This is a genomic window from Methylobacterium phyllosphaerae, from assembly GCF_001936175.1.
GTDB classification, from domain to species: domain Bacteria; phylum Pseudomonadota; class Alphaproteobacteria; order Rhizobiales; family Beijerinckiaceae; genus Methylobacterium; species Methylobacterium fujisawaense.
The window spans coordinates 5,674,689-5,696,836 of the sequence record NZ_CP015367.1; the positions used below are offsets into that span (position 1 = coordinate 5,674,689).

Annotated in this window: 15 protein-coding genes; 5 read left to right on the forward strand and 10 right to left on the reverse strand. The window is 68.3% G+C overall.

The annotated features are described in order from the left end of the window. Positions 1–24: 24 nt before the first annotated feature. The 4 genes from MCBMB27_RS25950 to MCBMB27_RS25965 all read right to left on the reverse strand — a co-directional run bounded on the left by MCBMB27_RS25950 (position 25) and on the right by MCBMB27_RS25965 (position 9,046). Positions 25–3,387 (reverse strand): UvrD-helicase domain-containing protein, encoded by a 3,363-nt coding sequence (locus MCBMB27_RS25950; protein ID WP_083683731.1) that lies wholly within the window; start codon positions 3,385–3,387, stop codon positions 25–27. A 2-nt stretch (positions 3,388–3,389) separates the two neighbouring features. Then, positions 3,390–3,989, reverse strand: coding sequence for a helix-turn-helix domain-containing protein (locus MCBMB27_RS29820; RefSeq protein ID WP_139231635.1), 600 nt, complete (start codon positions 3,987–3,989; stop codon positions 3,390–3,392). Then, entirely contained in the window at positions 3,986–4,642 is a 657-nt protein-coding gene (locus MCBMB27_RS29825; protein ID WP_139231634.1) for an RNA polymerase sigma factor, read from the reverse strand. The genes MCBMB27_RS29820 and MCBMB27_RS29825 overlap by 4 nt, the downstream gene beginning before the upstream one ends. A 672-nt stretch (positions 4,643–5,314) precedes the next feature. Then, positions 5,315–9,046: a vitamin B12-dependent ribonucleotide reductase gene (locus tag MCBMB27_RS25965; RefSeq protein ID WP_075381623.1), complete on the reverse strand. Its 3,732-nt coding sequence runs from the start codon at positions 9,044–9,046 to the stop codon at positions 5,315–5,317. Between the two features lie 513 nt (positions 9,047–9,559). On the opposite strand from MCBMB27_RS25965, the gene MCBMB27_RS25970 reads away from it, so the two are divergent. Both MCBMB27_RS25970 and MCBMB27_RS25975 read left to right on the forward strand, forming a co-directional pair. Further along, the gene (locus tag MCBMB27_RS25970) at positions 9,560–9,976 is read left to right on the forward strand and encodes an NADH:ubiquinone oxidoreductase subunit NDUFA12 (RefSeq protein ID WP_075381624.1); all 417 of its coding nucleotides are present in this window, start codon (positions 9,560–9,562) and stop codon (positions 9,974–9,976) included. Positions 9,977–10,104: 128 nt separating this feature from the next. Beyond that, positions 10,105–10,761 (forward strand): DUF2155 domain-containing protein, encoded by a 657-nt coding sequence (locus tag MCBMB27_RS25975; protein WP_075381625.1) that lies wholly within the window; start codon positions 10,105–10,107, stop codon positions 10,759–10,761. Positions 10,762–10,844: 83 nt separating this feature from the next. Here MCBMB27_RS25975 and MCBMB27_RS25980 read toward each other — a convergent pair whose 3' ends face one another. Further along, positions 10,845–11,906 (reverse strand): polysaccharide deacetylase family protein, encoded by a 1,062-nt coding sequence (locus MCBMB27_RS25980; RefSeq protein ID WP_075381626.1) that lies wholly within the window; start codon positions 11,904–11,906, stop codon positions 10,845–10,847. 245 nt (positions 11,907–12,151) lie between these two features. Here MCBMB27_RS25980 and MCBMB27_RS25985 point away from each other — a divergent pair, with 245 nt between their 5' ends. After that, positions 12,152–13,339 carry a GNAT family N-acetyltransferase gene (locus tag MCBMB27_RS25985; protein WP_075381627.1) on the forward strand — a complete coding sequence of 396 codons (1,188 nt, stop codon included), beginning with the start codon at positions 12,152–12,154 and terminating at the stop codon, positions 13,337–13,339. Between the two features lie 43 nt (positions 13,340–13,382). Here MCBMB27_RS25985 and MCBMB27_RS25990 read toward each other — a convergent pair whose 3' ends face one another. Beyond that, positions 13,383–15,605 (reverse strand): GumC family protein, encoded by a 2,223-nt coding sequence (locus MCBMB27_RS25990; protein ID WP_075381628.1) that lies wholly within the window; start codon positions 15,603–15,605, stop codon positions 13,383–13,385. A gap of 189 nt (positions 15,606–15,794) precedes the next feature. Between MCBMB27_RS25990 and MCBMB27_RS25995 the strand changes: the two genes are divergently transcribed. Beyond that, positions 15,795–16,373, forward strand: coding sequence for a polysaccharide biosynthesis/export family protein (locus MCBMB27_RS25995; protein WP_043345320.1), 579 nt, complete (start codon positions 15,795–15,797; stop codon positions 16,371–16,373). Between the two features lie 16 nt (positions 16,374–16,389). Here the strand turns inward: MCBMB27_RS25995 and MCBMB27_RS26000 are convergent, their stop codons facing one another. Further along, positions 16,390–17,028, reverse strand: coding sequence for a hypothetical protein (locus MCBMB27_RS26000; protein ID WP_043755239.1), 639 nt, complete (start codon positions 17,026–17,028; stop codon positions 16,390–16,392). A 182-nt stretch (positions 17,029–17,210) separates the two neighbouring features. Continuing rightward, positions 17,211–17,459: a hypothetical protein gene (locus MCBMB27_RS26005; RefSeq protein WP_043345326.1), complete on the reverse strand. Its 249-nt coding sequence runs from the start codon at positions 17,457–17,459 to the stop codon at positions 17,211–17,213. Between the two features lie 269 nt (positions 17,460–17,728). Here MCBMB27_RS26005 and MCBMB27_RS26010 point away from each other — a divergent pair, with 269 nt between their 5' ends. Next, the gene (locus MCBMB27_RS26010; protein WP_075381629.1) at positions 17,729–17,947 is read left to right on the forward strand and encodes a hypothetical protein; all 219 of its coding nucleotides are present in this window, start codon (positions 17,729–17,731) and stop codon (positions 17,945–17,947) included. 19 nt (positions 17,948–17,966) lie between these two features. Here MCBMB27_RS26010 and MCBMB27_RS26015 read toward each other — a convergent pair whose 3' ends face one another. Together MCBMB27_RS26015 and MCBMB27_RS26020 are read right to left on the reverse strand one after the other, a co-directional pair. Continuing rightward, positions 17,967–19,022 (reverse strand): hypothetical protein, encoded by a 1,056-nt coding sequence (locus MCBMB27_RS26015; protein WP_075381630.1) that lies wholly within the window; start codon positions 19,020–19,022, stop codon positions 17,967–17,969. Between the two features lie 28 nt (positions 19,023–19,050). Beyond that, complete coding sequence (locus MCBMB27_RS26020) at positions 19,051–22,098, reverse strand: penicillin-binding protein 1A (RefSeq protein ID WP_075381631.1); 3,048 nt, start codon at positions 22,096–22,098, stop codon at positions 19,051–19,053. Positions 22,099–22,148 lie beyond the last annotated feature (50 nt).

The following is a 22,148-nucleotide window of genomic DNA, read 5'->3' on the forward strand; positions in this document are numbered from 1 at the left end:
GGGGATGGCGATTCGGTAGTCGGACTAAAAAGAATCTTCGGCGGTGCAGACGAAGTAGAACCGGCAGGTGGGACAGTCCCCCGATGGGGTCGGTGGGAAGCGACCGGCCTCAATCCCGGCGATGGCATCGGCGTACGCGGCGAGGCCCGCGCCGCCCTGGTCCGCGTCGATGTCCACCGCCTCGGGGGTGGCCGGGTAGACCGCCTGCAGCCTGACCGTGCGGTCGGGGTGAGCCTGACGGAGTGCCTCACCCAGGAGCTCCCAGATCGCTTTCTGCGCCTCGCTCTTCGACTTGCGTCCCGTCCGGTAGACCTGCGCTACGATGCTCCCATCTGGGCGTTCCACGACACGATCCGCGCGCACGCCGATGGTGCCGCCTGCGGTGGCGGCGTGCCACTGTCGGTCTACGGCCCGACCACCGTCGTCGAGCAGCGAGACGGCGTTCTCGACCATGGTCTCGGCGGCGGCGCGGTAGACCGGCTCGAACCCGTGGTCGACGGGTCCGCGCTCGGCCCAGACCTTGGTGAGGCGCTGGCGAGCCGCGGCCGGATCCACGGCCTCGTCCGCGGCTTGCTGGGCGGAGATCCAGTCGATGGTCGCCCGCACGCACCGGTGGAACGCGAGGTAGGCCCCGGCCGCGCTCCGGTCGCCGAGGTCATTCAGCACCTCGTAGCGGTAGCGCGCCGGGCACTTCGTCCAGATCAGCAGGTCGCGCCCGTCGTGGGCGTCCACGGGGACGACGGCCACAACCTCGATGGGCCGCGTCCCCGGGGCGACTGTCGGCGCGGGCCGGGGCTTCGGCAGCCGCGGCCCGAGCCCCTTGAGGAACTTCGACGGGTTGCAGGTCGCCTTCGCCGTATAGCGCTTGGCGCTGGTAATCGAGAGGACGTTCCGCGCCCGCGACAGGGCGACGAAGAAGAGGCACTCCTCTTCGGCATCGTGGTCAGTCGGACCGATCGCGAGATGCTCCATTCCGGGCGGGGCGGGGCAGCGCACACTTTGCCGTTTGCCCGGCACGTAGCGCGTGGCCACTTGAGGCAGGTGCACGCCCTCGAACTCCAAACCCTTGGCCGCGTGCACGGTCATCATGCGCACCGCGGGGATTCCGTCTGCCTCCGGCGGCACGACGCGGAACGCGCGATCGTCGTCGAGGCGCTCGATGCGGCGGATCCGCTCCAGGAACGCACGCCGCCCGCCCCGCCCGCCGGTGGCGTCGGCGTGCTCGCGGGCGAACTTGAGCAGTTGGTAGATCGCGACAAGGCACTGCTGTGACCGGACGCTCTGGTCGTCGACGAAGCTCTGGAGATAGCCGCTGTCCTCGAACAGGTAGCCCACAAGCATACGCCACGCCGTCGTACCCCGGTTGACCCCGGTGAGCTGACCGGCCAGCCGGATCAGGCCCGCGCGCCCCTCATCCGTAAACCCCTCGATCGCCTCGGCCCGCGCGCATACCTCGAGGATACCCTTGCGCGACGTGTCCGCCTCCCGGATCGCTACGAGCGCGTCCGCTCGGGTCGCGCCATACTCTGGCAGCTGCGCCACGCGGATTAGCCCGGCCGCGTCCGCATCGGCCCCGAGCGACACGACGGAGAGCAGGTCCCGGATCTCCGGCCGCTCGAACAGGTCGCCGAGGTACAGGATCGGGACGTCGAATTCTTGGAGCAGCCGGCCGAACCGGGCTAGGCACAGGTGGGTCCGCGCGAGGATGGCCTGGCGGTCGTAGGGGATTCCCTCAGCCTTGAACCGTTCGATCTGGTCGCGTACCGCATTGGCTTCTGAGCGCAGATCGTCGGCCTGCAGATGGTCGACGTACCCCACCTTCCCCCGGTGGGGATGCCATTCGACCGGTGGCTTGGGGGCCGCGGCGATGTCCCGCCCGTAGTGTTCGAATAGCTTCACCACCGCCTCGCCCGAGCGGTAGTTCGTGGTGAGCGAACGGCTCTGCCCGTCCGGGTAGCGGGAAGCGAAGCCGGCCGCGTTGGCCGGGGCCGCGCCGCGGAACCGGTAGATCGACTGCCGTGGGTCGGCCACGGCCCAGACCCGCCGTCCGTCGACCGCGATCTGGTCCAGCAGCGCGGTGCCGGCCGCGTTCACGTCCTGGTACTCGTCCACGAGGATCCACCGGTGGCGGTCCCGCACGGTGGCCCTCGCCCCTGCATGGTCGGCCAGGACCCTGGTCGCCTTGCCGACGAGGTCGCCGAAGTCGACCGCGCCCCTGGCATCGAGGCTCTCTTGGTACGCTGTGTAGACGCCGCCGACCTCGACTGCCTTCTCAGCCGCCTCGACGGCCTCCTGCGTCTCGGCCGCGGCCAGCGCCGCCTCGGCCGCCGCAAGGTACGCGGCCGGGCCGACCATCTCGTCCTTCGCGCGCGAGATCGCCCGGAGGATCGGGCGCAGCTCGAGCGTCGGGTCCCACAGATTTTGAAAATGCCGGAGCTTCAGGTCCGGCAGTATATCTTCGAGCAGGCCAAGCCCCTGCGCCTCGTCGAGGACGTCGAAGTCGGCGCGCAGCCCCGCCTGCGCCGCGTACAGGCGCAGGATCTCCAAGCCGAACGCGTGGAAGGTGCCGATCCACATCTGCGCGGCCGCGGCCGCGTCGAGGCGTTCGACCCGCTCGCGCATCTCCGCTGCCGCTTTGTTCGAGAAGGTGAGCGCGAGGATCTCCCACGGCTGAACGCCGATGCCGAGAAGGTACTCGATCCGCCCCACGAGCGTGCGCGTCTTGCCGGTGCCCGGCCCGGCGTCGAGGATGAGGGGCCGCTCGTCCCATTCCGCGGCGGCCCGCTGGTCCGGGTCGAGCGGGATCGCCGGCGGCGGTTCCTCCGCCGCGTCGGGGGCGGGCAGCGGCGGCAGCAGCAATGCCCGGATCGCCTGCATCGTCACGAACGGCAGAGGAAGCCCGACCTCCCCCGAGATCTGCGAGGGCGTCTGCCGGTCGCGCACCAAGCGCTGGCGCAGCAGGTCGGCCGGCAGCAGGAACTCCTGTGCGAACACGTCGGCCTGTGTCTCGCGCCGCTCGCGCGGCGAGTAGGCGACGACCCGTTCCGCGCCGATTTCAAAAGCCTGACCGCCGAAGCCTGGCTCGGTCGAGCGCACGAGCGATTGACGCTCGTCATGTAGATAAAAATGCCCAATCTCGTGCGCGGTGACGATCGTCCTTTGACCGGCGTCAAGATGCCCTGCAAGACGAATGAAGCCGTCACCTCGCTCAAGGACCCCAATGACTTCTGGGCCGTACACAGTTCCGGGTTCGAGCGTGTCAACTTCAAGGTCGGCGATCAGCAGAGCCGCTGCGACGAGAGCTGCTCCTGTTCCGTCGACGGCCCGTGCGGCAGCTTCAGCGTGTACGCGTCGCGCAATGACCCGGATGCCGCGCCAAGCGTCCACGCCTACCCCCTACCGGTTAGCCAGAATGCCTTGCGATCCTCGGACATGCTGGACGCGCGAATCGCTTCGTCCCATGTTCGGGCCCGACCCGTCGTCGGCGGTTCGGACGCTTTGAATGCCGCCGTCAGTGCGCGTGGTCGCGAGTTCTCTAGGATGGCCTCGAACCATTCGACTGCGCATCCGAGACATTCGGCTCCCGCGCGCTTGAACCACCCTGGGATCGTTGACGGGACGATTTGACCAGTGCCGATATCCGACACGATCGACCGCGCGATACCAAGCCTGGCCGCGAAGGTTCGAACGTCGAGGTCTTGTCGTTCGAGCATCGTCCGAAGATCCGGAACCTCAGCCTTGCTATCCTGCTCGGTCGTACGGCGTACAGCAGCCTGCACCTTGGCGGTATAGTCTCGCGGTTGATACTCTGCTGCGGTTGCTCCGCCATGATAGGGGAGCTTGAGGATTTCCAGCGCTTCAGCGCGAATGGCATCGGCATACTGAGGATAATCAGAGATCCAGGCGTCGATTATCCCGGGCGTGATCGCATCAACCGCTTCATGGAAGCGGATGAGCACGTCTTCCAGTCGCTCGATTGGATCGCTCATGGCTGCTGTCCCAGCAATTGCATGATCCGCTGCGTAGCACGATCGACCCAATCCTCTGCCGTCTTCGGCGTGATCTTCAACATCGACGAGATGCTGGCTCCCGTCTTCGAACTGTATGGGAAGCCAGCCTCATGAAGCTGGTAGGCCAATCGGTGTTTCTCCGGAAGCTGTCCGAGCACGGTTGCGATCACGGCATGATCCTCCGGGCCCAGGGACGATTCATCCGGTGGTTCGATCGGCTCATTGCTGGCATCGCACGGAGCAGGCTGTTTGATGTTCTGCCGAACGTTACGCCTGCGAATCTTGTCGATAAGACGGTGCCGCAGTTTGCCCTTGAAGGACTTTTCGAACCCGGCACCGTCCGCGGATTGCAGATCGAGAATGTCATCGATCAGATCCTCGACGACCTCGGCCACAGGGTCATCGCTGTCGTTCCGTTGGCGATACCCGTACATAGCGTGCACGATCCGATCAGCTCGCGCGGCGAGATGCTGGACCAGGACACCGCACAGACGTGCGTTACCACTAAGAGATAGTTGGCGGCACGCGGCCACGATCTGCCGAGGATCCTGTCCCGACAAGCCATTCTCGTCGACGATGGCTTTCCACTTCTCACGCAGTCGCTCCTGCGAGTCAGCAATGCTGGCGTTCATACGAGCCCTCGTCCTGCGAGAGCCTGCCCCCCATAGCGCGAGGGCCGGCTGTGATCCGGTAGTGCGGGCAGAAGAATTCTAGCACCGCAGCGGCAGAGCTTCGGTTTCATGATCCAAAGCGAGCGGCCCGAAACGCCGGCCAGTACAGGGTGGTCCGACGGGATTTGTATCCCGGACCATTCGAACCGCGGTTGTATCTCACGGTCGTTGCAACACGGTTTTGCCTTTCGCGACCGCGTCGGGCTGTCTCATCCTTTTCGCTGGACGAATCCTTTTGGCAGGCGACCCGGAAGAGTCGCCTGCGGTCACGCGTCGTCAGTTAAGTCTTATACAGGCCGGGCGCGGTCCGCCCCGTCTGCGGAAGTGTACTGCCGTAGCCTGCTCTACGTAGGCAGATCGTTCGATTGGTCCGTGAGCGTAGCTAAGATGAGGGAAGAGTAGCCAATCTGACATATTTGTAATGGCTGCACATGCGACGCCTATACGAGCGAAATCTTACCAGTACGACAGTGATATGGGCTAGATGGCAGGAAAGTGTTCGCCTTAGAGAGGCCATCGCGTTCTAATCGCTGTGTATTCTCGCTTACCCAGCGCAAGGAGCTTATGGGCTACATCGCGCTGGGTTATGGGCTAAACGACGATTTTATGGGCTACACATCACAGACGTCGGTTTTACGAGCACCCCGTCGTGGAACCGCAGGTGTCGCACTTCAGGCAGGTGCCGTTGCGGACCAGCGTGAAGTTCGCGCATTCCGGGCAGGCCTCGCCGACATAGCCTTTCATCTTCGCCTCGGCGCGGCGGTCCGCGACGGTCCGCTCCACCTTCGTGAAGGGCAGGGCGTCCGCGATGGTCTCGGCCTGACCGGGTGCCACCGGCTCCGCCTTCAGAGCGGTGCTGCCGCGGATCGCGTGGACCGTTCCGCCGGCCGGGGCCGACTGACCGGCGCTCGCCGCGCCCACACCGACCGTCCCGCCCGCCGGGCCGCCCTGGATCAGGGTGAGCCGGTCGGCCGAGCCGCGCAGGAGGCCGCGGGAGACGACCGAGGAGGCTGGGGCGGGCTTCGGGCCCTCGCGGGTCGTGTCGCCGCTCTCGCCGCCGCCGATCACCGTGCCGCCGATCTCGGCGGGGCTGACATGGGCGAGGTCGGCGCGGCCGAGATACGAGACCGCCAGCTCGCGGAACACGTAGTCGAGGAGCGAGGTCGCGTTCTTGATCGCGTCGTTGCCCTGCACGAAGCCCGCCGGCTCGAACCGCGTGAAGGTGAAAGCCTCCACGTATTCCTCCAGCGGCACGCCGTACTGGAGGCCGAGCGAGATCGCGATAGCGAAGTTGTTCATCAAGCTCCGGAAGGTCGCGCCCTCCTTGTGCATGTCGATGAAGATCTCGCCCAGCCGCCCGTCGTCGTACTCGCCGGTGCGCAGGTAGACCTTGTGGCCGCCCACGACTGCCTTCTGGGTGTACCCCTTGCGCCGGGCCGGCAGCTTCTCGCGGGAGCGGATGCGCTCCACCCGCTCGATCACCCGCTCGACGATCTTCTCCGCCACCGCGGCAGCCTTGGCGGCGGCCGGGGCCTGGATCAGCGCCTCGATGCCCTCATCCGCCTCGTCGTCCTCATCCGAGATGAGGGCCGAGTTGAGCGGCTGCGACAGCTTCGAGCCGTCGCGGTAGAGGGCGTTCGCCTTGAGGGCGAGACGCCAAGACAGCAGGTAGGCCGCCTTGCAATCCTCCACCGTGGCGTCGTTCGGCATGTTGATGGTCTTGGAGATCGCCCCCGAGATGAAGGGCTGGGCCGCCGCCATCATGCGGATGTGGCTCTCCACCGAGAGGTAGCGCTTGCCGATCCGGCCGCACGGGTTGGCGCAGTCGAAGACCGCGTAGTGCTCCAGCTTGAGGAAGGGCGCGCCCTCCAGCGTCATCGCCCCGCAGATATGGGTGTTAGCGGCCTCGATCTCCTTCTTGGAGAAGCCGAGGAACGGCAGCAGCTCGAAGGTCGCGTCTGCGAGCTTCTCGGCCGGGACCTTCAAAGTCTGGATCAGGAAGTCGTCGCCGAGCGTCCAGCGATTGAACACGAACTTGATGTCGAAGGCCGACTTCAGTCCCTTCTCCACCGCGGCGATTTTCTCGTCCGAAAAGCCCTTGGCGCGGAGCGTCGTCGGGTTGATCCCCGGCGCCTGGCCCATGGAGCCGTGGCCGACCGCGTAGGCCTCGATCTCGGCGATCTCGGATTCGCGGTAGCCCAGCGCCCGCAGGGCGTCCGGCGCGGCCTGGTTGATGATCTTGAAGTAGCCGCCACCGGCGAGCTTCTTGAACTTCACCAGGGCGAAGTCGGGCTCGATGCCCGTGGTGTCGCAATCCATCACGAGGCCGATCGTGCCGGTGGGCGCGATCACGGTGGCCTGCGCATTCCGGTAGCCGTGCTCCTCGCCGAGCTTCAGCGCCCGGTCCCAGGCGGCGCGGGCATGGTCGCCCAGGTCGGCCTGCGGGATGTTGGCATGGTCGAGGGCGACCGGCGCGACATTCAGGAACTCGTAGCCTGCGGTCTCGCCATGCGCGGCCCTGCGATGGTTGCGGATCACCCGCAGCATCGCGTCGGCGTTCTCGTCATAGGCCTGGAAGGTGCCGAGTTCGGCAGCCATCTCGGCGGAGGTGGCGTAGGCGACACCGGTCATGATCGCGGTAAGCGCCCCGGCCAGTGCCCGGCCCGCATCGGAATCGTAGGGCAGGCCCATGGTCATCAGCAGGCCGCCGATATTGGCGTAGCCGAGACCCAGCGTCCGGTACCGGAAGGAGAGTTCCGCGATCTCCTTGGATGGGAACTGCGCCATCATCACGGAGATTTCGAGCACCACCGTCCAGAGGCGGTTGAGGTGCTCGAACGCCTCCACGTCGAAGCGCTTGGTCTCCCGGTCGTACATCGTCAGCAGGTTCGCCGAGGCGAGATTGCAGGCGGTGTCGTCGAGGAACATGTACTCGGAGCACGGGTTCGAGGCCCGGATCCGCCCACCCGCCGGGCAGGTGTGCCAGTCGTTCATCGTGGTGTTGAAGTGCAGGCCCGGATCCGCCGACGCCCAGGCGGCCTCGCCGATCCGCTCCCACAGCTCACGCGCCTTCAGGGTCTTGGTGACCTTGCCGGTGGTGCGGGCCGTGAGGTTCCAGTCCGCGTCCGCCTCGACGGCGCGCAGGAAGCCGTCGGTCAGGGAGACCGAGTTGTTGGAGTTCTGGCCGGCAACCGTCAGGTAGGCCTCGGAATCCCAGTCGGTGTCGTAGACGGGGAAGTCGATCTTGGTGAAGCCCTGACGGGCGAACTGCACCACGCGCTTGATGTAGGCATCCGGCACGGACGCCCGCCGGGCAGCCTTGATTTCGCGCTTGAGGGCCGGGTTGCGCTCGGCGTCGAAGCAGGCGTCGCCTTCCGCCTCGCACTGGGTGCAGGCCTTCATCACCAGGGTCAGGTGCTTGGAGACGACCTTCGAGCCGGTCACCAGGGCGGCGACCTTCTGCTCCTCCTTCACCTTCCAGTCGATGAAAGCCTCGATATCCGGGTGGTCGATATCGACGATCACCATCTTGGCGGCGCGCCGGGTGGTGCCGCCCGACTTGATCGCGCCGGCCGCCCGGTCGCCGATCTTGAGGAAGCTCATCAGGCCCGACGACTTGCCGCCGCCACCGAGCTTCTCGTTCTCTGCGCGCAGCTGCGAGAAGTTCGAGCCGGTGCCCGAACCGTACTTGAACAGGCGCGCCTCACGCACCCACAGGTCCATGATGCCGCCCTCGTTGACGAGGTCGTCCTGGACCGACTGGATGAAGCAGGCATGCGGCTGCGGGTGCTCGTAGGCCGTGGCCGACTTGGTCAGCGCGCCGGTCTGCGGGTCGCAGTAATAGTGTCCCTGGCTCGGGCCATCGATGCCGTAGGCCCAATGCAGGCCGGTGTTGAACCATTGCGGCGAGTTCGGCGCCACCATCTGGCGGGCGAGCATGAAGCGCAGCTCGTCCATGAAAGCGGACGCGTCCGCCTCCGACGAGAAATAGCCGCCCTTCCAGCCCCAGTAGGTCCAGCAGCCGGCGAGCCGGTCGAAGACCTGCGTGGCGGAGGATTCCGAAACGAAGCGCTCGTCCTCCGGCAGTTCCGCCAGCGCCGCCTCGTCGGGCACCGAGCGCCACAGGAACGAGGGAACCGCGTTCTCCTCGACCTTGCGGAGGCGGGCCGGCACACCCGCCTTGCGGAAATACTTCTGCGCGAGGACGTCGCTCGCCACCTGGCTCCAGCTCTCCGGCACGTCGATGCCGTCGAGGCGGAACACAACCGACCCGTCCGGATTGCGGATCTCGCTCAGGGCCTTGCGGAAGGGGATCCCGGCGTAGGGCGATTGTCCGGCCGTTGTGTAGCGACGCTCGAACCGCATGAAACACACCTCTTCCGACGGGACACGACGGCCCCGGCCCCGCGCGACGCGGGGTCTATGCCCGATATTGGGATTCGCGGCCGAACACGCCCGGCGAAGGGTCGTCACCCGGTGTCGCGAACGAAATCTAGGAACGGTCGCCCCTGCTCAACGCGCCACTCCAAGGTCGCGACCGATGCCGGGAGAATACCGCCGCCTTCACTCTCACGTCAACAAGTGGTGTTCGGCGGCCTTGTTCCCCGCTAGATGTTGTGCCGGCTCGCAAAAGCCTGTGGATATCGTCCCGGGCCCGGATAAGTGTCCTTCCCGCTTTCCGGAATCGGATCGGGAAAATTTTAGATTCACAACCGTCGAGAGAGCGGTGGGCGCCCGGCCGAAACGGGGAGCGGAAAGCCCGCCTTGAGCGTTGCCGCGCAGCGACACTTCCGTCTCGCGGCTGGACTCGCGGGCGCGCGGTCACCATAACGACGCCGAGAAGCGCCCCCGCGGCGCGGCACGATCTCGGGACCGGCGATGGCGCTGAAGGACACTTTGCTGAGCGTCTTTACATGGTGGAACGGCCAGACCGTCTCCCTGGCGCTCCAGACCGCCCGCACCGGCATTTTCGTCGGCGAGGACGAGTTCGGGAACAAGTACTACAAGGCGGAAGGCGCGCTGATCGACCGCTCGGTCGGTTCGGAGCGCCGCTGGGTCGTCTACAACGGCTATGCCGACGCCTCGAAGGTCCCCCCCGGCTGGCGTGGCTGGCTCTGCCACAATGTCGATCTCGCCCCGAGCGAGGAGAACTACGAGCCGAAGGCTTGGCAGAAGCCGCATATCGAGAACCAGACCGGCACGGCCAACGCGTACCGGCCGGCGGGTTCGCAGCTCTCCTGGGGCCAGCGGCCGGCGGCCACCGGCGACTACGTCTCCTGGTCGCCGGGCGAGTAGATCCCCGGTCTCCCGCGGACTCGGCGCCCTTTTGCCGCCACCGTTCCGGTGTTCATGACGGGCCAATCCCGATCGTCCGCCGCGCAATCGTTGGCGCGGCCGGCCACCCTCGTCTAGGGGTCCGAGCCTTGAGCCGCATCACCGCCTTCGCACGCCGCGCGCTCGCCCCGAGCCTGGCGCTCTCCATCTGCGCCAGCCCTGCCGCCGCCGACAAGATCAAGAACCCGACCGCGGTCTTCTCCGGCCTCGACAAGATTACCGGCCGGATCGTCAACTTCGAGGTGGCGGTCGACGAGACCGTGCAGTTCGGCGCGCTGCAGCTCACCCCGCGGGTCTGCTACACGCGTCCGCCCACCGAGAGCGCCAAGACCACGGCCTTCCTCGAGGTCGACGAGGTGACCCTCGACAACAAGTACCGCCGCATCTTCACCGGCTGGATGTTCGCGTCGAGCCCCGGACTGCACGCGATCGAGCATCCGATCTACGACGTGTGGCTGGTCGACTGCAAAGGCGGCAGCGATGTGATCGCCGAAGCCAAGGAGCAGGAAGACGTCCCGGCCGTCGCGGCCAAGCCCGAGAAGGCGAAGCGCCCGGGTAAGGACCCCACGAAGACCGCGCAGCAGCTCAATGCGGCCGGACAGGTGGACGTGGAGGCGCCGCGCGGCGTGCCCGTCCAGCCGCGCCAGAAGCCCTCGCGCAAGTTCTTCCCGTCGAACGAGGGTCCGGCACCGGCTCCGCCGCCGCCGCATCAGCCGCAGAACCTGTTCGACGCTCTATTCCGCTGACCGCGTCCGCGATCCGGTCCCCGCACCCGCCTCGATGAACTCGTCCGGCGTCGTCAGGGGCCGGTTCGAACCGCGACGCCGCTTCAGGCGACGTTGACGCGCCGCCCGCGATTCCACGCCAGGAACGGAACACCGGAGAGAAGTCCGGCGAGCGCCGCAGCCGTCTGGTGGCAGCCGTTCACCGAGACCCGGGGCAGGGCCTGAAGGTGCGCGGCATGCTCGGCGAACAGGTGACCGGGCCGCGTGGTCACCGCCGTCGCAAAGCCCATCTCCCGCGCCAGGGCGAATTCCCTCGGTCCGGCGGAGGTCGGGTCTCCCACCGGATAGGACAGGTGCCGGACCCTCCGTCCGAGTTCCGCCTCGATCCGTGCGCGTCCCTCGGCGATCTCGTGGGCGGCGAAGGCGGCGTCGTGCTTGGCCAGCATCGGGTGGCTCACCGTATGCGCGCCGATGGTGACGGCCGGGTCGGCCGCGAGGTCGCGCAGCTCCGCCCAGGACAGGCACAGTTCGGAGGCGATCCGTCCAGGCGGGAAGCCGGCCTGTCGGCAGAGCTCGGCGATCCGGTCGAGAAGGTCGGCCTCGCGGCCGCGGCGCAGGTCTCGGTAAACGACTTCGAAGGCTAGAGCCTTCTCCTGCGGGCTGCGGGCCGGCAAGTCCACGCTGCGGGACCCGATGTCGATCCGCACGCGATCGAGGCGCGCGATCGCGTGCTCCAGCTCGATCCACCAGAGCCGGCCGGCCTGATCGGCGAAGCCGCTGGTGACGAACAACGTCCATGGCGCGCCGTGGCGGGCCAGCACGGGACGCGCATGCACGACGTTGTCCCGGTAGCCGTCATCGAATGTCAGGACCGCGAAGGGCGGCCCGTAATCGGGTTCGGCCAGGCGCTCCGGCAGGTGATCCAGGCCGATGATCTCGAAGCCCCGGGCATCGAGTTCCCGCAGGGTCAGGTCGAGGAATTCCGGCGTGATGCCCAGCAGGCGATTCGGCGCGAAGGCGGGACTCGGCGCGGGGCTGACGTGGTGGAATGTGAGGATCACACCGAGGCCGCGGGCGGCGGGGCCGAGCCACCGATCCGCCCCGAGCGCCTGTATCGCGCGAAAGCCGGACGCGAAGACCCGATGCTTGGCGCGCGACGACAGCATGATTCTGAACCGATCGGGCCGCAGCGCCCGTACCACGGAGCCTTGGCGCGACGCGGTAAACAAATCCGAAAGCCGCCGCACCGAGGGGCGACCGGAAGAAAGGTGCTGTTAGCCACGCATCCCTTTTGCCGCGCCGTGCCGCGCCGCGGGCCAAGGATCCCGCGTTGAGGTGACGGGCCATTCAGGCCCTGGAACCCAGTATTCGGGCGGCACGGGATCGTCGGTGGTCCCTGGGAGATCGGGTCATGGCGACCGGCGTCCAGATGGCGGGAACGGACATGGTCGAATCGCGCCTGGCCCACGGGCTCATCGCGGAGATCATCCCGGATCTGAATGCCGCCGAGGCACTCTGGCGCCGACTCGAAACCGAGCCGGCCGCCCTCGGGACGCCCTATCAGCGGTTCGACTGGGTCAGCGCCTATCTGCATGCGACCGGGCAGGTCGAGCATGCCCGCATCGTGATCGTGCGGAACGCAGATGGGCGTCCACGCCTTCTCATGCCGTTGACGCTGCAGCGGGAACACGGCCTCCGCATCGCGCGCACCGTCGGTGACACGCACGCCAACTATCATATGCCGCTCTTCGCCACCCGCGATGCGGCAGCCCTCCCGTCCAGCAGCATCGTCACGGCCCTGATCCAGGCGGGCCGGGCCAACGGCATCGACGCCTACACCCTCAAGCATCAACCCAGGATGTGGGACGGGGCGGCGAATCCGCTCGCCGCGACCGGCGAGCCCGAGGCCAGCGATGCCTACGGTCTCATGCTCGGGCCAGACCCGGAGGCGACCGTGCGCCGGGTCTTCAGCGCCGACGCCCGCAAGAAACTGCGCTCGAAGGAGAAGCGCCTCATCGAAGCGCACGGCGCCATCGCCTACCGCCGCGCCGGGACGCCCGAGGAGGCGCAGCGTCTGCTGGCCGCCTTCTACGCGCAGAAATCGGCGCGCTTCGCCGTCATGGGCATCTCCGACCCCTATGCCGATCCCGCGATCCGCGCCTTCCTCGCGGCGGCGTCGACCGGCGCGGAGCCGGCGATGGAGGTGCATGCCCTCTGCCTCGTCGAGAGCGGCCGGGTCCTGGCAACGTTCGGCGGCGCCGTGAGCGACCGGCGCTTCAGCGGCATGATGACGGCATTCGACGCCGACCCGGAGATCGCCCGGTACAGCCCCGGAGACCTGTTGCTGCAACATCTGGTGCGCGATCAGACGGACCGGGGCCGGCAGGGCTTCGACCTCGGCGTCGGCGAGGCGCGCTACAAGGCCAGCATCTGCGACGAGACGATCAACCTCGTCGAGACGGTCATACCGGTGACCTTGCGCGGCCGGACCTACGGAGCCGTGCGCGGAAGCCTGACGCGCACGAAGCGGCGCATCAAGCGAGACCCGCGTCTCTACGCCGTCCTCAAGCGGCTCCGGGCTTTGCGCCGCCGGCCCTGACCGTCGCCGTCCTGGGCCGGACCTGCGCCCGGCGGCACCCGTCTCAAGCGGCGGTGAGGCGCAGCTCGGCCGCCGGATCCTGAAAATCCGCATTCGCCGGACGGTCCTGAGCGACCAGGATCTGCCCCGCACCCGCATCCTCGGCCAGGGCGTAGAGATCGGCCAGCGCCGGATCCTCCGCATCGGCATTCGACGCGATCACCACGCAGTCCATGAAGCCCGCGACGAGCTCGAGCAGGTCGACGGCGCCGGGCGCGGCGGCGAGCCGGAAGAGCACGCACTCGTAGGCCTCCGCCATGGCTTCGAAGGTCAACACCAGAGCGTCCGGCGCGTCGAACAGGACCGTCGAATCGTGGAGCCCGGCCGCGATCCGATGATGGCCGCCGGCGCGACCGGCCTGAATCACATCGAGGAAGGCAGCCTCGCCGGCGATGAGGTCGGAGAAGCCCAAGCCCCGGGGCCCGCTGCTCGGCGCGTTCAGATCCACGGCGACGAGGCTCCCCTCGCGGCCGAGGGCACGGGTCAGGGCCTCTGAGAGCGTCGCCGGACCGCGCCGGTCCTCGGTCTCGACGATCAGGATCCGGCGGCCGGACTGGGCCCCCGGGTCGCGGGGCGCTGCGGCGATGCGCGCGACGAGGGGCGCAAGGTCGAAGGTCTCGCCGGTGCCGGCTGACGCTTTCGCCACGGGTGCCGTCGTCGCGGAGGCGGCTGCGGCCTCCGACGGCTGGGACCAGCGCTCGGACGGCATCGGCTCCGGAAACGCGAAGGTCGGCCGGTCCATCACCGGCTCGCGGCGGCGGCGATCGTCCGTCGGATCGCCGTCGCGCTGTCCGGCAGCGCGGCCGGATTCGGCGAGCAGCGCGCTGGCGATGACGCCGCCGGCCGAGAGCATGAGGGTCAGCAGCGTCGCGAACGCGACGATCGGCAACTTCTTCGGGAAGGACGGCACCTCGGGCGTCACCGCGCGGGATACGATCCGGGCATCGGCCGGCGTCGCCGCCTCGCCGTCGCGCGCCGCCGCCTCGCGGTAGCGGCCGAGATAGGATTCGAGCTGCTCACGCTGCGCCTTGGCCTCGCGCTCCAGCGCGCGGAGCTGGATCTCGCTGGCGTTTCCTTGGGCGACGACGTCCTGCTGGCCGTCCACGGCGCTCCGGAGGCTCTCGACCCGTGCGCCGGCGATCTTGGCGTCGTTGTCCATCGTCCGCACGATGCGCTCGGCGGAAGCCTTGATCTGCGCGTCGAGATCCTCGAGCTGGGCGTTGAGTTCCTTGATCCGCGGATGGGCCGGCAGCAGCGTGCGCGATTCGAGGGCGAGCTGGGCGCGCACCGAGATCCGGTTCTCGACGATCCGCCGGATCACCTCGTTGTTGGCGACATCCGGGATCTCGAAGGCGCGCCCGTCCTTGATCAGGTCCTTGATGGCCTTCACCTTGCCGTCGAGATCGGCTTTCAGGCTCCGCGCCGCCGAGAGCTGGCTCGACAATTCGCCGAGCTGCTGCGCGTTGAGGGGCCGGCCGGTGGCGCCGGCGCTGCCCACGAGGCCGTTCTTGACGCGGAACGCCTCGACCTTCGCCTCGGCTTCGGCGACGCGCTTGCGGAGCCCATCGATGTTGCCGCCGAGCCACGTGGAGGCATAGCGGGCGGTATCGACCTTATCGGCCTCCAGCGATCCGATGTAGAGCTTCGCGATGGTGTTGGCGGCTTCGGCCGCGAGCTTCGGATCCTTCGCGCGGAACTCGATCGTCAGGATGCGCGACTTTCCGGCGGGAAAGACCAGCAGGTGATCGAAATAGGCATCGAGCACGCGGTCCTCGGCCGGGCGGTCCAGAGGATTGGCGCCGATGCCGAGCATCATCAGCACGCGCTGCACCGGGCCGATGCTGCCGGCGCCGGGATCGAATTCGGCATTGCCCACGAGCTTGAGCCGGCGGATCGCCTCGCGGGCGAGATCCCGGGACATGACCACCTGCACCTGGCTCGCCACAGCCTGCTCGTCGATGGGTGCGAGCTGGTCGGCGCGTTCCTGCGCGGTGCGGGCGAAGGCCGGGTCGCGGCTCTCCAGGAGAACCTTCGCCTCGCCGGTGTAGCGGGGGCTGACCACGTTGACGAAGACGCTCGCCCCCAGGGCGACCACCAGGGTCGGTCCGACGATCCATCCGATCGAGCGCCGCAGGATCCGCGGCAGCTGCGCGAGACCGAGGCCCTCCTCGGCGCGCGGCTGCGGGCTGGGCAGGGCGTTGGTCGAGCGTTGACGTATAGAGGACATGCGGACGCTCTGGACGCGGCGGAAAACCGGGCCGGCATTACTGCCCGCCCGCCGCCATTAGTGGATGTTAAGGTTGCTCAAGAGTTAAGGCGCGCGCGGACCGGCGGCGCCGGCCGGCCCGTCCGGCGGTGATCAAGTTTCATTAACCTTAACGGCCTAGATGATCCGGCAACTGCATCCTTGACGGCGATGGTGATGAACCGGCGCGCTCTGCTTCTCGCACTCGGCTCGACTCTGGCACTCGGCGGCTGCCTGCGGCCGAGCTTCCGCACCGACGAACTCGACGCGACCGGCACCGGGTCGATCGCTGCCCGCTACACGCTGGCGGCGGGCGACAAGCTTCGGGTGATCGTCTTCGGCCAGGACAACCTGTCGAACATTTACGCGGTGGATGGTGCCGGTCGCATCGCCATGCCGCTGATCGGCACCGTGCAGGTCGGCGGTCAGACGACCGCCCAGGCGGCCAAGGCGGTCGAGGCCAAGCTGGCGGCCGGGTTCGTCCGCGAGCCGCACGTCACCGTGGAGGTGGACGCCTACCGGCCCTTCTACATTCTCGGGGAGGTGACCACCTCGGGCCAGTATCCGTTCGTCAACGGCATGACCGTCGAGACGGCGGTGGCCATCGCCGCCGGCTTCGGCCCCCGGGCGGCGCGGGATTATGCCGTTCTGACCCGCGACACCAACGGCACGCTGGTCTCGGGAATCGTGCCGATGACCTACGCGGTCCGTCCGGGCGACACGATCGTCATCAAGGAGCGCTTCTTCTGAGCGACGGCCGCGCCAGTCACTGCGCCTCATGCCACGGGTTGATCACCCGCATCGCGGTCTTCTGCGCGGGGATCGGCGTCGCGATCTCGGGGGCCGGCTGTTTCGCCCGCGCCATCATCTGCCGTGCGGCCTGTGCGGGCAGGGTGCCCACCGGCGTGAACAGGCCGGCCAGGACCTTGCGGGTGCCCTTGCTGACCAAGCGCGAGTTCTGAACCGGTTCGAAATCCCGGATGGCGTGACGCTTGTCGGGATTCCCGGTGAACACCCGGGCGCCGGCATTCAGGACCACGATGTCGCCGGGGCGCAGCGTCTCGTCCTTCAACAGAGCCGCCGTGGCGCCGCCCTTCATGTCGATGGGGGTCTGGCGCTCGCTGATCTCCCGCTCCTTGACGCGGATCTTCAGCGGCAGCGCCGCGTAGCGGGTCTGAAAGCGACGGCGGGCGGCGCCGAGCCGCGGGCTCGCTTGGCGGCCATACGAACGGCCCTCGAAGGCCGGAGCCTGGGTCTGCGCGGGCTGAGCTTGTTGAACCGCCGGCCGAGCCCCGAACAGCATCTCGAGGAAGCCCAGTTCGGCCGCGTGGGCGTGCATCGTCGTCCCGGCGAGAAGGCCGCCGGACGTCATGACGGCCAGCAAACTGCTCGTGCGAAGCCTCATGACATCCTCCGGAACCGACGCCCGACGTGAGCATCCGACCCTCAACCGCAAGGCGTACTGGAGGGTTCCGGATGATTTACGATCTGCTTAGCAACACCGGTCGACTGCGCGACGGCGCAGTATTCGACGCCCCCGTCTGAGGGCGATGACGCGATCCGGATGCGATGGGGGTGAAGCGCCGATCAGCCCGGAGCGGATTGCTCGCCCTCGCCGATGCAGTCGAGGGCGCGCTCGACCGCGCTCACGGCATCGAGCAGGTGCTGGACCGTCCGCTCGACCTCGAGCGCGGGGCGACCCATCGCGGCGGCGCGGGCGCTCACATCCTCGAGCTGCTCCAGGAGGGCGAGAAGATCGCCGGCCACGGTCACAACCTCGCAGCGGGCGAGGCGCGTGACGGTGGGACGCGGGCGGAAGGGCAAGACGTTGCTCATTGCCGAGGGTTTTCGCCCGAAACGGTCCGGATTCGCCAGGGGGCGCGGGCCGCGCTCAACACGATTGCCCGTCGGTATCCGCCCCAAACCGGGGGTGTGGTGGATTTTCCGTGGCCGCTGCGCATCGGAGGCCACAGAACGGATTTACACGTTGCGCGCGACCTTGACGGGCGCGCTCCCGGGCTGACCATGCCGCGAGACGTTTCGTCGAGGCCTCGTCCGGGAGATGCCGGAGGGAGGCTCGACTCCGGCAGGCTTCAGGATTTGCGATGCGCTTGACCCTTCTCGCCCTCTCCGCACTCACCCTCGGTGGCCTGTGCGCCTGCAGCACCAGCGACGGGCCGGACTCGCGCAGCGGGCTGGCCGAGACCTTCAGCCTCGACAATTACCGCGCCTCCGGCAACACGAACGGCACCCAGAGCCGCCGGGACGTGAACCGCGCCTACACCCAGCCCACGCTGCCGACGATCGGCAACCGCGGGATGTGACACCCGCGGTGGCGACGCGTCAGCGCTTGGTGAGCGCGTCCGCGAAGGCGGCGATCCGGTTGCGGGCGTAGACCGGCAGGCCGGCGCTGATCGAGTTGCCGGTGTTGAAGCTCGAATTGCCCATCAGCACCTGCGCCGGCAGCAGGTTCTTGAGGACCGGCACACGGGCGTACTCGGCCTTGCGGTCGAGGACGTCCCCCTTGATCGCAAGGGCCATGTAGGTGGTGACCACCGTCTTGGTCGGGTCGTTCGGCATCGGCTGGAACACGGCGAGGAACTTGCCGAAGCGCAGGATCTGGTTGACCCAGAAGATCGTCTGCTCCAGCCCGCCGGTGACGGACGTGTCGATCTTGGTCAGGGCCTTGAGCGCGGCGCCCTGGTCCGGCCCGAGGACCCGCAACTCGCTCTGGAACGAGACGAACTCGGCGATCTTCTTGGCCGACCCTTCCTCCAGCTTGTTGGCGAGCTTCACCCCGAGCGGCAGCTTGCCCTCGAGATCGTAGCGCGACTCGATGCAGGCGCCCGCCTCCTCGCACCATGGCCGGTCGGGTCGCTTGGCGAAGGCGGCGGCCGGATCCTTGTTGGGGGTCACGTCGGCGGCAGAGATGGCGCGGTGCTTGATCGCCGGATCCATCTTCTGGACGAAGGCGAGATTGGCGAAGGCCTGGAGGTCGATCGCCTCGGCCGGCCGCGGGACGACGAAGCGCCCCTCGGCCACATAGACCTTCAGCGTCTCGTGCCGGGGCTTCGTCACGCCGTTCACCGTGACGGTGTAATCCGGCTCCTTGTAGCCGGGATAGGGGGCGAGTGCCGTCGCCTCGGCCGGCCGCACCTTCAACCAGTCGAGATACGGGATCAGGCCGTTCTCCGGCGCCGACGGATTCTCGCGGTGATCGGTGAACAGGATCTGGCCCGGCTTGATCGCGGCGGGGTCGACGGCCGTGACCGAGGGCACATCCTTGACCCGCTCCGGTGCCGGCGCCGTGTTGGCGGCGGGCGTCTGAGCGCGGACCGGGATGGCCGGGAGAGCGACCGTGAGGGCGGCCGCCAGGGCGGCAGGAAGCTGCTGACGCAACGGGATTCTCATCTCTCGGGGAGGGCAGTCAGTAACCGGGATCTTCGCCGAACAGGTAGTCCGGATCGCGGCGGCGCGGCCGGCGCGCGTCGTCATCCCCGCCGAAGGGCGAGCGGTTCGTCTGGCCGGGCCAGGGCTTGTACGGATCCTGCCCGTAGAGATCCACATCGCCCTGCGCACGGCGGCTGCGCGGCGCCGGACGCTCGCCGAACGGGTCCAGGAAGTCGGCCCGCGGCCGCTCGCCCGTCATGTTGCCGTAATAGTCGCCCGCCACGTTCGCGCCGTCGTCGGCGCCGGCGAGATCGCCGTCCTGGGCATCGGGCCGCATGGCGTACAGCGTCTCCCGCGGAACGAGGCGGTACTGCGTGTCCGCCATCCGTCCGTCGCCGCTTGTGCGGAAATGCTCGAGAAAGCCGCCGCCCGCGACCCGCACGCCGCTGCGCGGATCGACCGCCAGGTCGGCGATGAAGGGGCGCGCCTCGGGGGAGGGGCCCCGCAGCGGCGTCTTGGCGATCCCGTTCGCCCACGCCGCCTGCAGGATCGCCGAGGCGATCGGCACCGAGACATGGCCGCCGGTCTGGCCGCGGCCGAGGGTCTTGCGGGTGCCGTCGGCGTTGTCGTAGCCGACCCAGACCACCACGCTGATCTCGTTGGTCAGGCCCGCGAACCACGCGTCGTTCTCGTTCTCGGAGGTGCCGGTCTTGCCGGCGACGTAGGCCGAGACCTTCGACAGCGCCGCCGCGGTGCCGTGCTGGGTCACCCCCTGCAGCATGGTCTTGAGCTGGTAGAAGGCGACCCGGTCCGCAGAGGCGATCCGCGCCGGCTCCTTGGCGGGGTGCGTGTAAAGCGGCTTGCCGTCCCGCTCGACGGATTCGAGCGCGTACGGGGCCGGACGCGCGCCCTCGTTGGCCACTGCCGCGTAGAAGCCCGCGAGGTCCAGCATCCGCACTGGCTGCGCGCCGAGGACGAAGGGATAGTAGGGCTCGCACTCGGCGTAGATCTGTGCCTCCAGGGCGATGTCGCAGACCCGTTTCAGGCTCGCCGGCGCCTTGGGCTCGATTCCACCCTGGAGCAGACGGGCGGTGACAAGGTTCTTGGAGAATTCGAGGCCGCGCCGCAGGGTGGTGGGGCCCGAACCGCCCCCCTCGTAGTTCTTCGGCGACCAGGAATCGCCGGTCCCGCCGATCGGCGGCAGGGTGACGGCGGAATCCATCACCAGGGTGTTGGGCTGCAGGCCGGCATTGAGCGCGGCGAGATAGGTCAGCGGCTTCAAGGTCGAGCCGGGCTGGCGCACCGTCTGGGTGACGCGGTTGAGCTGGCTCAGCGGGTAGGAGAAGCCGCCGGCCATCGCGAGGATCCGGCCGGTCTGGTTCTCCATCACCAGGGCCGCGCCCTGGACCGTGGGCCGGACGCGGATCTGCGCGCGCAGGCCGCCCTTGCCCGAGCCAACCTTCACGCGGATCACGTCGTAGAGCTGCAGCTTGCCCCGGGCGATGCCGGGGTCGAGAACGGCGGTCCGGCCATCGGCGAGGCCGACCTTCATGCCGCCGCGCCCGGTCTCCAGCACCACCGCCATCGGCCAATGCACGTCGTAGAGCACCGGGCGGGCGCTCTCGAGCGCCAGAAGCCAGGCCGGCTTCTTCTGCGGGACCGCCGCGACCCTCTCGCCACGACGCGCCTTGGCGTCCGCTTTGCCGTCGGCCTTGGCATCCGCCTTGGGCGCATCCGTTCGCGCTCCCGTCACCGCGGGCGCCGCCTGGGTCGCCCCCTCCGGTGCAGGAGTCGCGGCCTGGATCCGGCGGACGCTGTCGGCGAGGTTGAGTTCGGGCCCCGCGAAGACCTGACGGCCCGTGGAGCGCTCGTAATTGGCGAGCCCGTCCTGGAGAGCCTCCTCGACGGAGCGCTGCAGGCCCGCATTGATCGTCGAGCGGACGGTCAGCGACCCGGAGGTCAGGGAATCCACCCCCGCGAAGGTGCGGGCCTCCCGATTGAGGAAATCCACCACGTAGAAGCCGGAATCGCGCCGCGCGGTCTCGATCGGCTTCAGCCCGAGATCGGACTTGATCGCCGCGCTCATCTCGGCCTCGGTAATCGCGCCCTCTTCCTTGAGGCGGGCGAGCACGTAGGCGCGCCGCTCCCGCGCCCGGTCCGGATACTTGTCGGGGCTGTAGAAATTCGGCCCCTTGGGCATGCCGGCGAGGAGCGCGGCCTCCGGCAGGGTGAGCTGCCCCACCGGCTTCCCGAAATAGCTCTGCGCCGCCATCTCGATGCCGTAGGCGCCGCGGCCGAGATAGATGCCGTTGAGATAGAGCCCGAGAATCTGCGGCTTCGAGAGGATCCGCTCCAGCCGCGACGCGACGATCATCTCGCGGATCTTGCGCTCGTAGGTGACGTCGTCGCCGACCGAGAGGTTCTTGACCACCTGCTGGGTGATGGTCGAGCCGCCCGCCGGCCGTCCCGGGGAGGCGAGATTGGCGATGAAGGCGCGGATCACGCCGCGCTCGTCGATGCCGTGATGGGTCTCGAAGCGCTTGTCCTCGGCGGCGATGAAGGCCTTCTGCACCAGCGTCGGAACCGCCGTGATCGGCACGACGATGCGGCGCCCGTTCGGCTCGGAGGCCTCGGCGAAGGGCTTGCCGGCGCCGTCGAGGATCCGGGTTATGCCGGGCAGCGCCTTGTCGCGCAGGGCCTCGGCGCTGGGCAGGTCCATGGTGGCGTTGTCGTAGAACTCGATCACCGCCTTGGCGTCGAAGGGCGAGTTCGCCGGGTTCTCGCCTTTGCAGAACTGCTTGTAGCTCGTGTTCAGCTCGTTCAGGTCGAGCCCGTGCAGGATCTTCGGGGCGGCCGGCCCGGCGACGGTGGACGGATCCTCCATCGCGGTGGTGATCAGCTCGTCGAGGTTGATGTCCTCGATGTCGAAGGCCTTGCGCATGTGGGCGCAGCCGTCGCGCAGCAGGCGCACAACCTCGGGCCCATCGGTGGCTGGATCGAACTGCGTCCGGACCGCCTCCGGCCGGGTCGTGACCTGGCTCAGGGTCAGGGCGGTCGCGAACAGCTTGATCAGGATGGCGTTCATACGGGCCGAGTTCGGGGGACGCGACGGGGCGGGCGCGGACCTTTCGGGAG

Bases quoted from the DNA above. Each gene is read 5' to 3' on its own strand.
- MCBMB27_RS29820 (WP_139231635.1), bottom strand. From the start codon at position 3,989: ATGAGCGATCCAATCGAGCGACTGGAAGACGTGCTCATCCGCTTCCAT.
- MCBMB27_RS29825 (WP_139231634.1), bottom strand. From the start codon at position 4,642: ATGAACGCCAGCATTGCTGACTCGCAGGAGCGACTGCGTGAGAAGTGG.
- MCBMB27_RS25965 (WP_075381623.1), bottom strand. From the start codon at position 9,046: ATGCGGTTCGAGCGTCGCTACACAACGGCCGGACAATCGCCCTACGCC.
- MCBMB27_RS25970 (WP_075381624.1), top strand. From the start codon at position 9,560: ATGGCGCTGAAGGACACTTTGCTGAGCGTCTTTACATGGTGGAACGGC.
- MCBMB27_RS25980 (WP_075381626.1), bottom strand. From the start codon at position 11,906: ATGCTGTCGTCGCGCGCCAAGCATCGGGTCTTCGCGTCCGGCTTTCGC.
- MCBMB27_RS25985 (WP_075381627.1), top strand. From the start codon at position 12,152: ATGGCGACCGGCGTCCAGATGGCGGGAACGGACATGGTCGAATCGCGC.
- MCBMB27_RS25990 (WP_075381628.1), bottom strand. From the start codon at position 15,605: ATGTCCTCTATACGTCAACGCTCGACCAACGCCCTGCCCAGCCCGCAG.
- MCBMB27_RS25995 (WP_043345320.1), top strand. From the start codon at position 15,795: ATGGTGATGAACCGGCGCGCTCTGCTTCTCGCACTCGGCTCGACTCTG.
- MCBMB27_RS26000 (WP_043755239.1), bottom strand. From the start codon at position 17,028: ATGAGGCTTCGCACGAGCAGTTTGCTGGCCGTCATGACGTCCGGCGGC.
- MCBMB27_RS26005 (WP_043345326.1), bottom strand. From the start codon at position 17,459: ATGAGCAACGTCTTGCCCTTCCGCCCGCGTCCCACCGTCACGCGCCTC.
- MCBMB27_RS26010 (WP_075381629.1), top strand. From the start codon at position 17,729: ATGCGCTTGACCCTTCTCGCCCTCTCCGCACTCACCCTCGGTGGCCTG.
- MCBMB27_RS26020 (WP_075381631.1), bottom strand. From the start codon at position 22,098: ATGAACGCCATCCTGATCAAGCTGTTCGCGACCGCCCTGACCCTGAGC.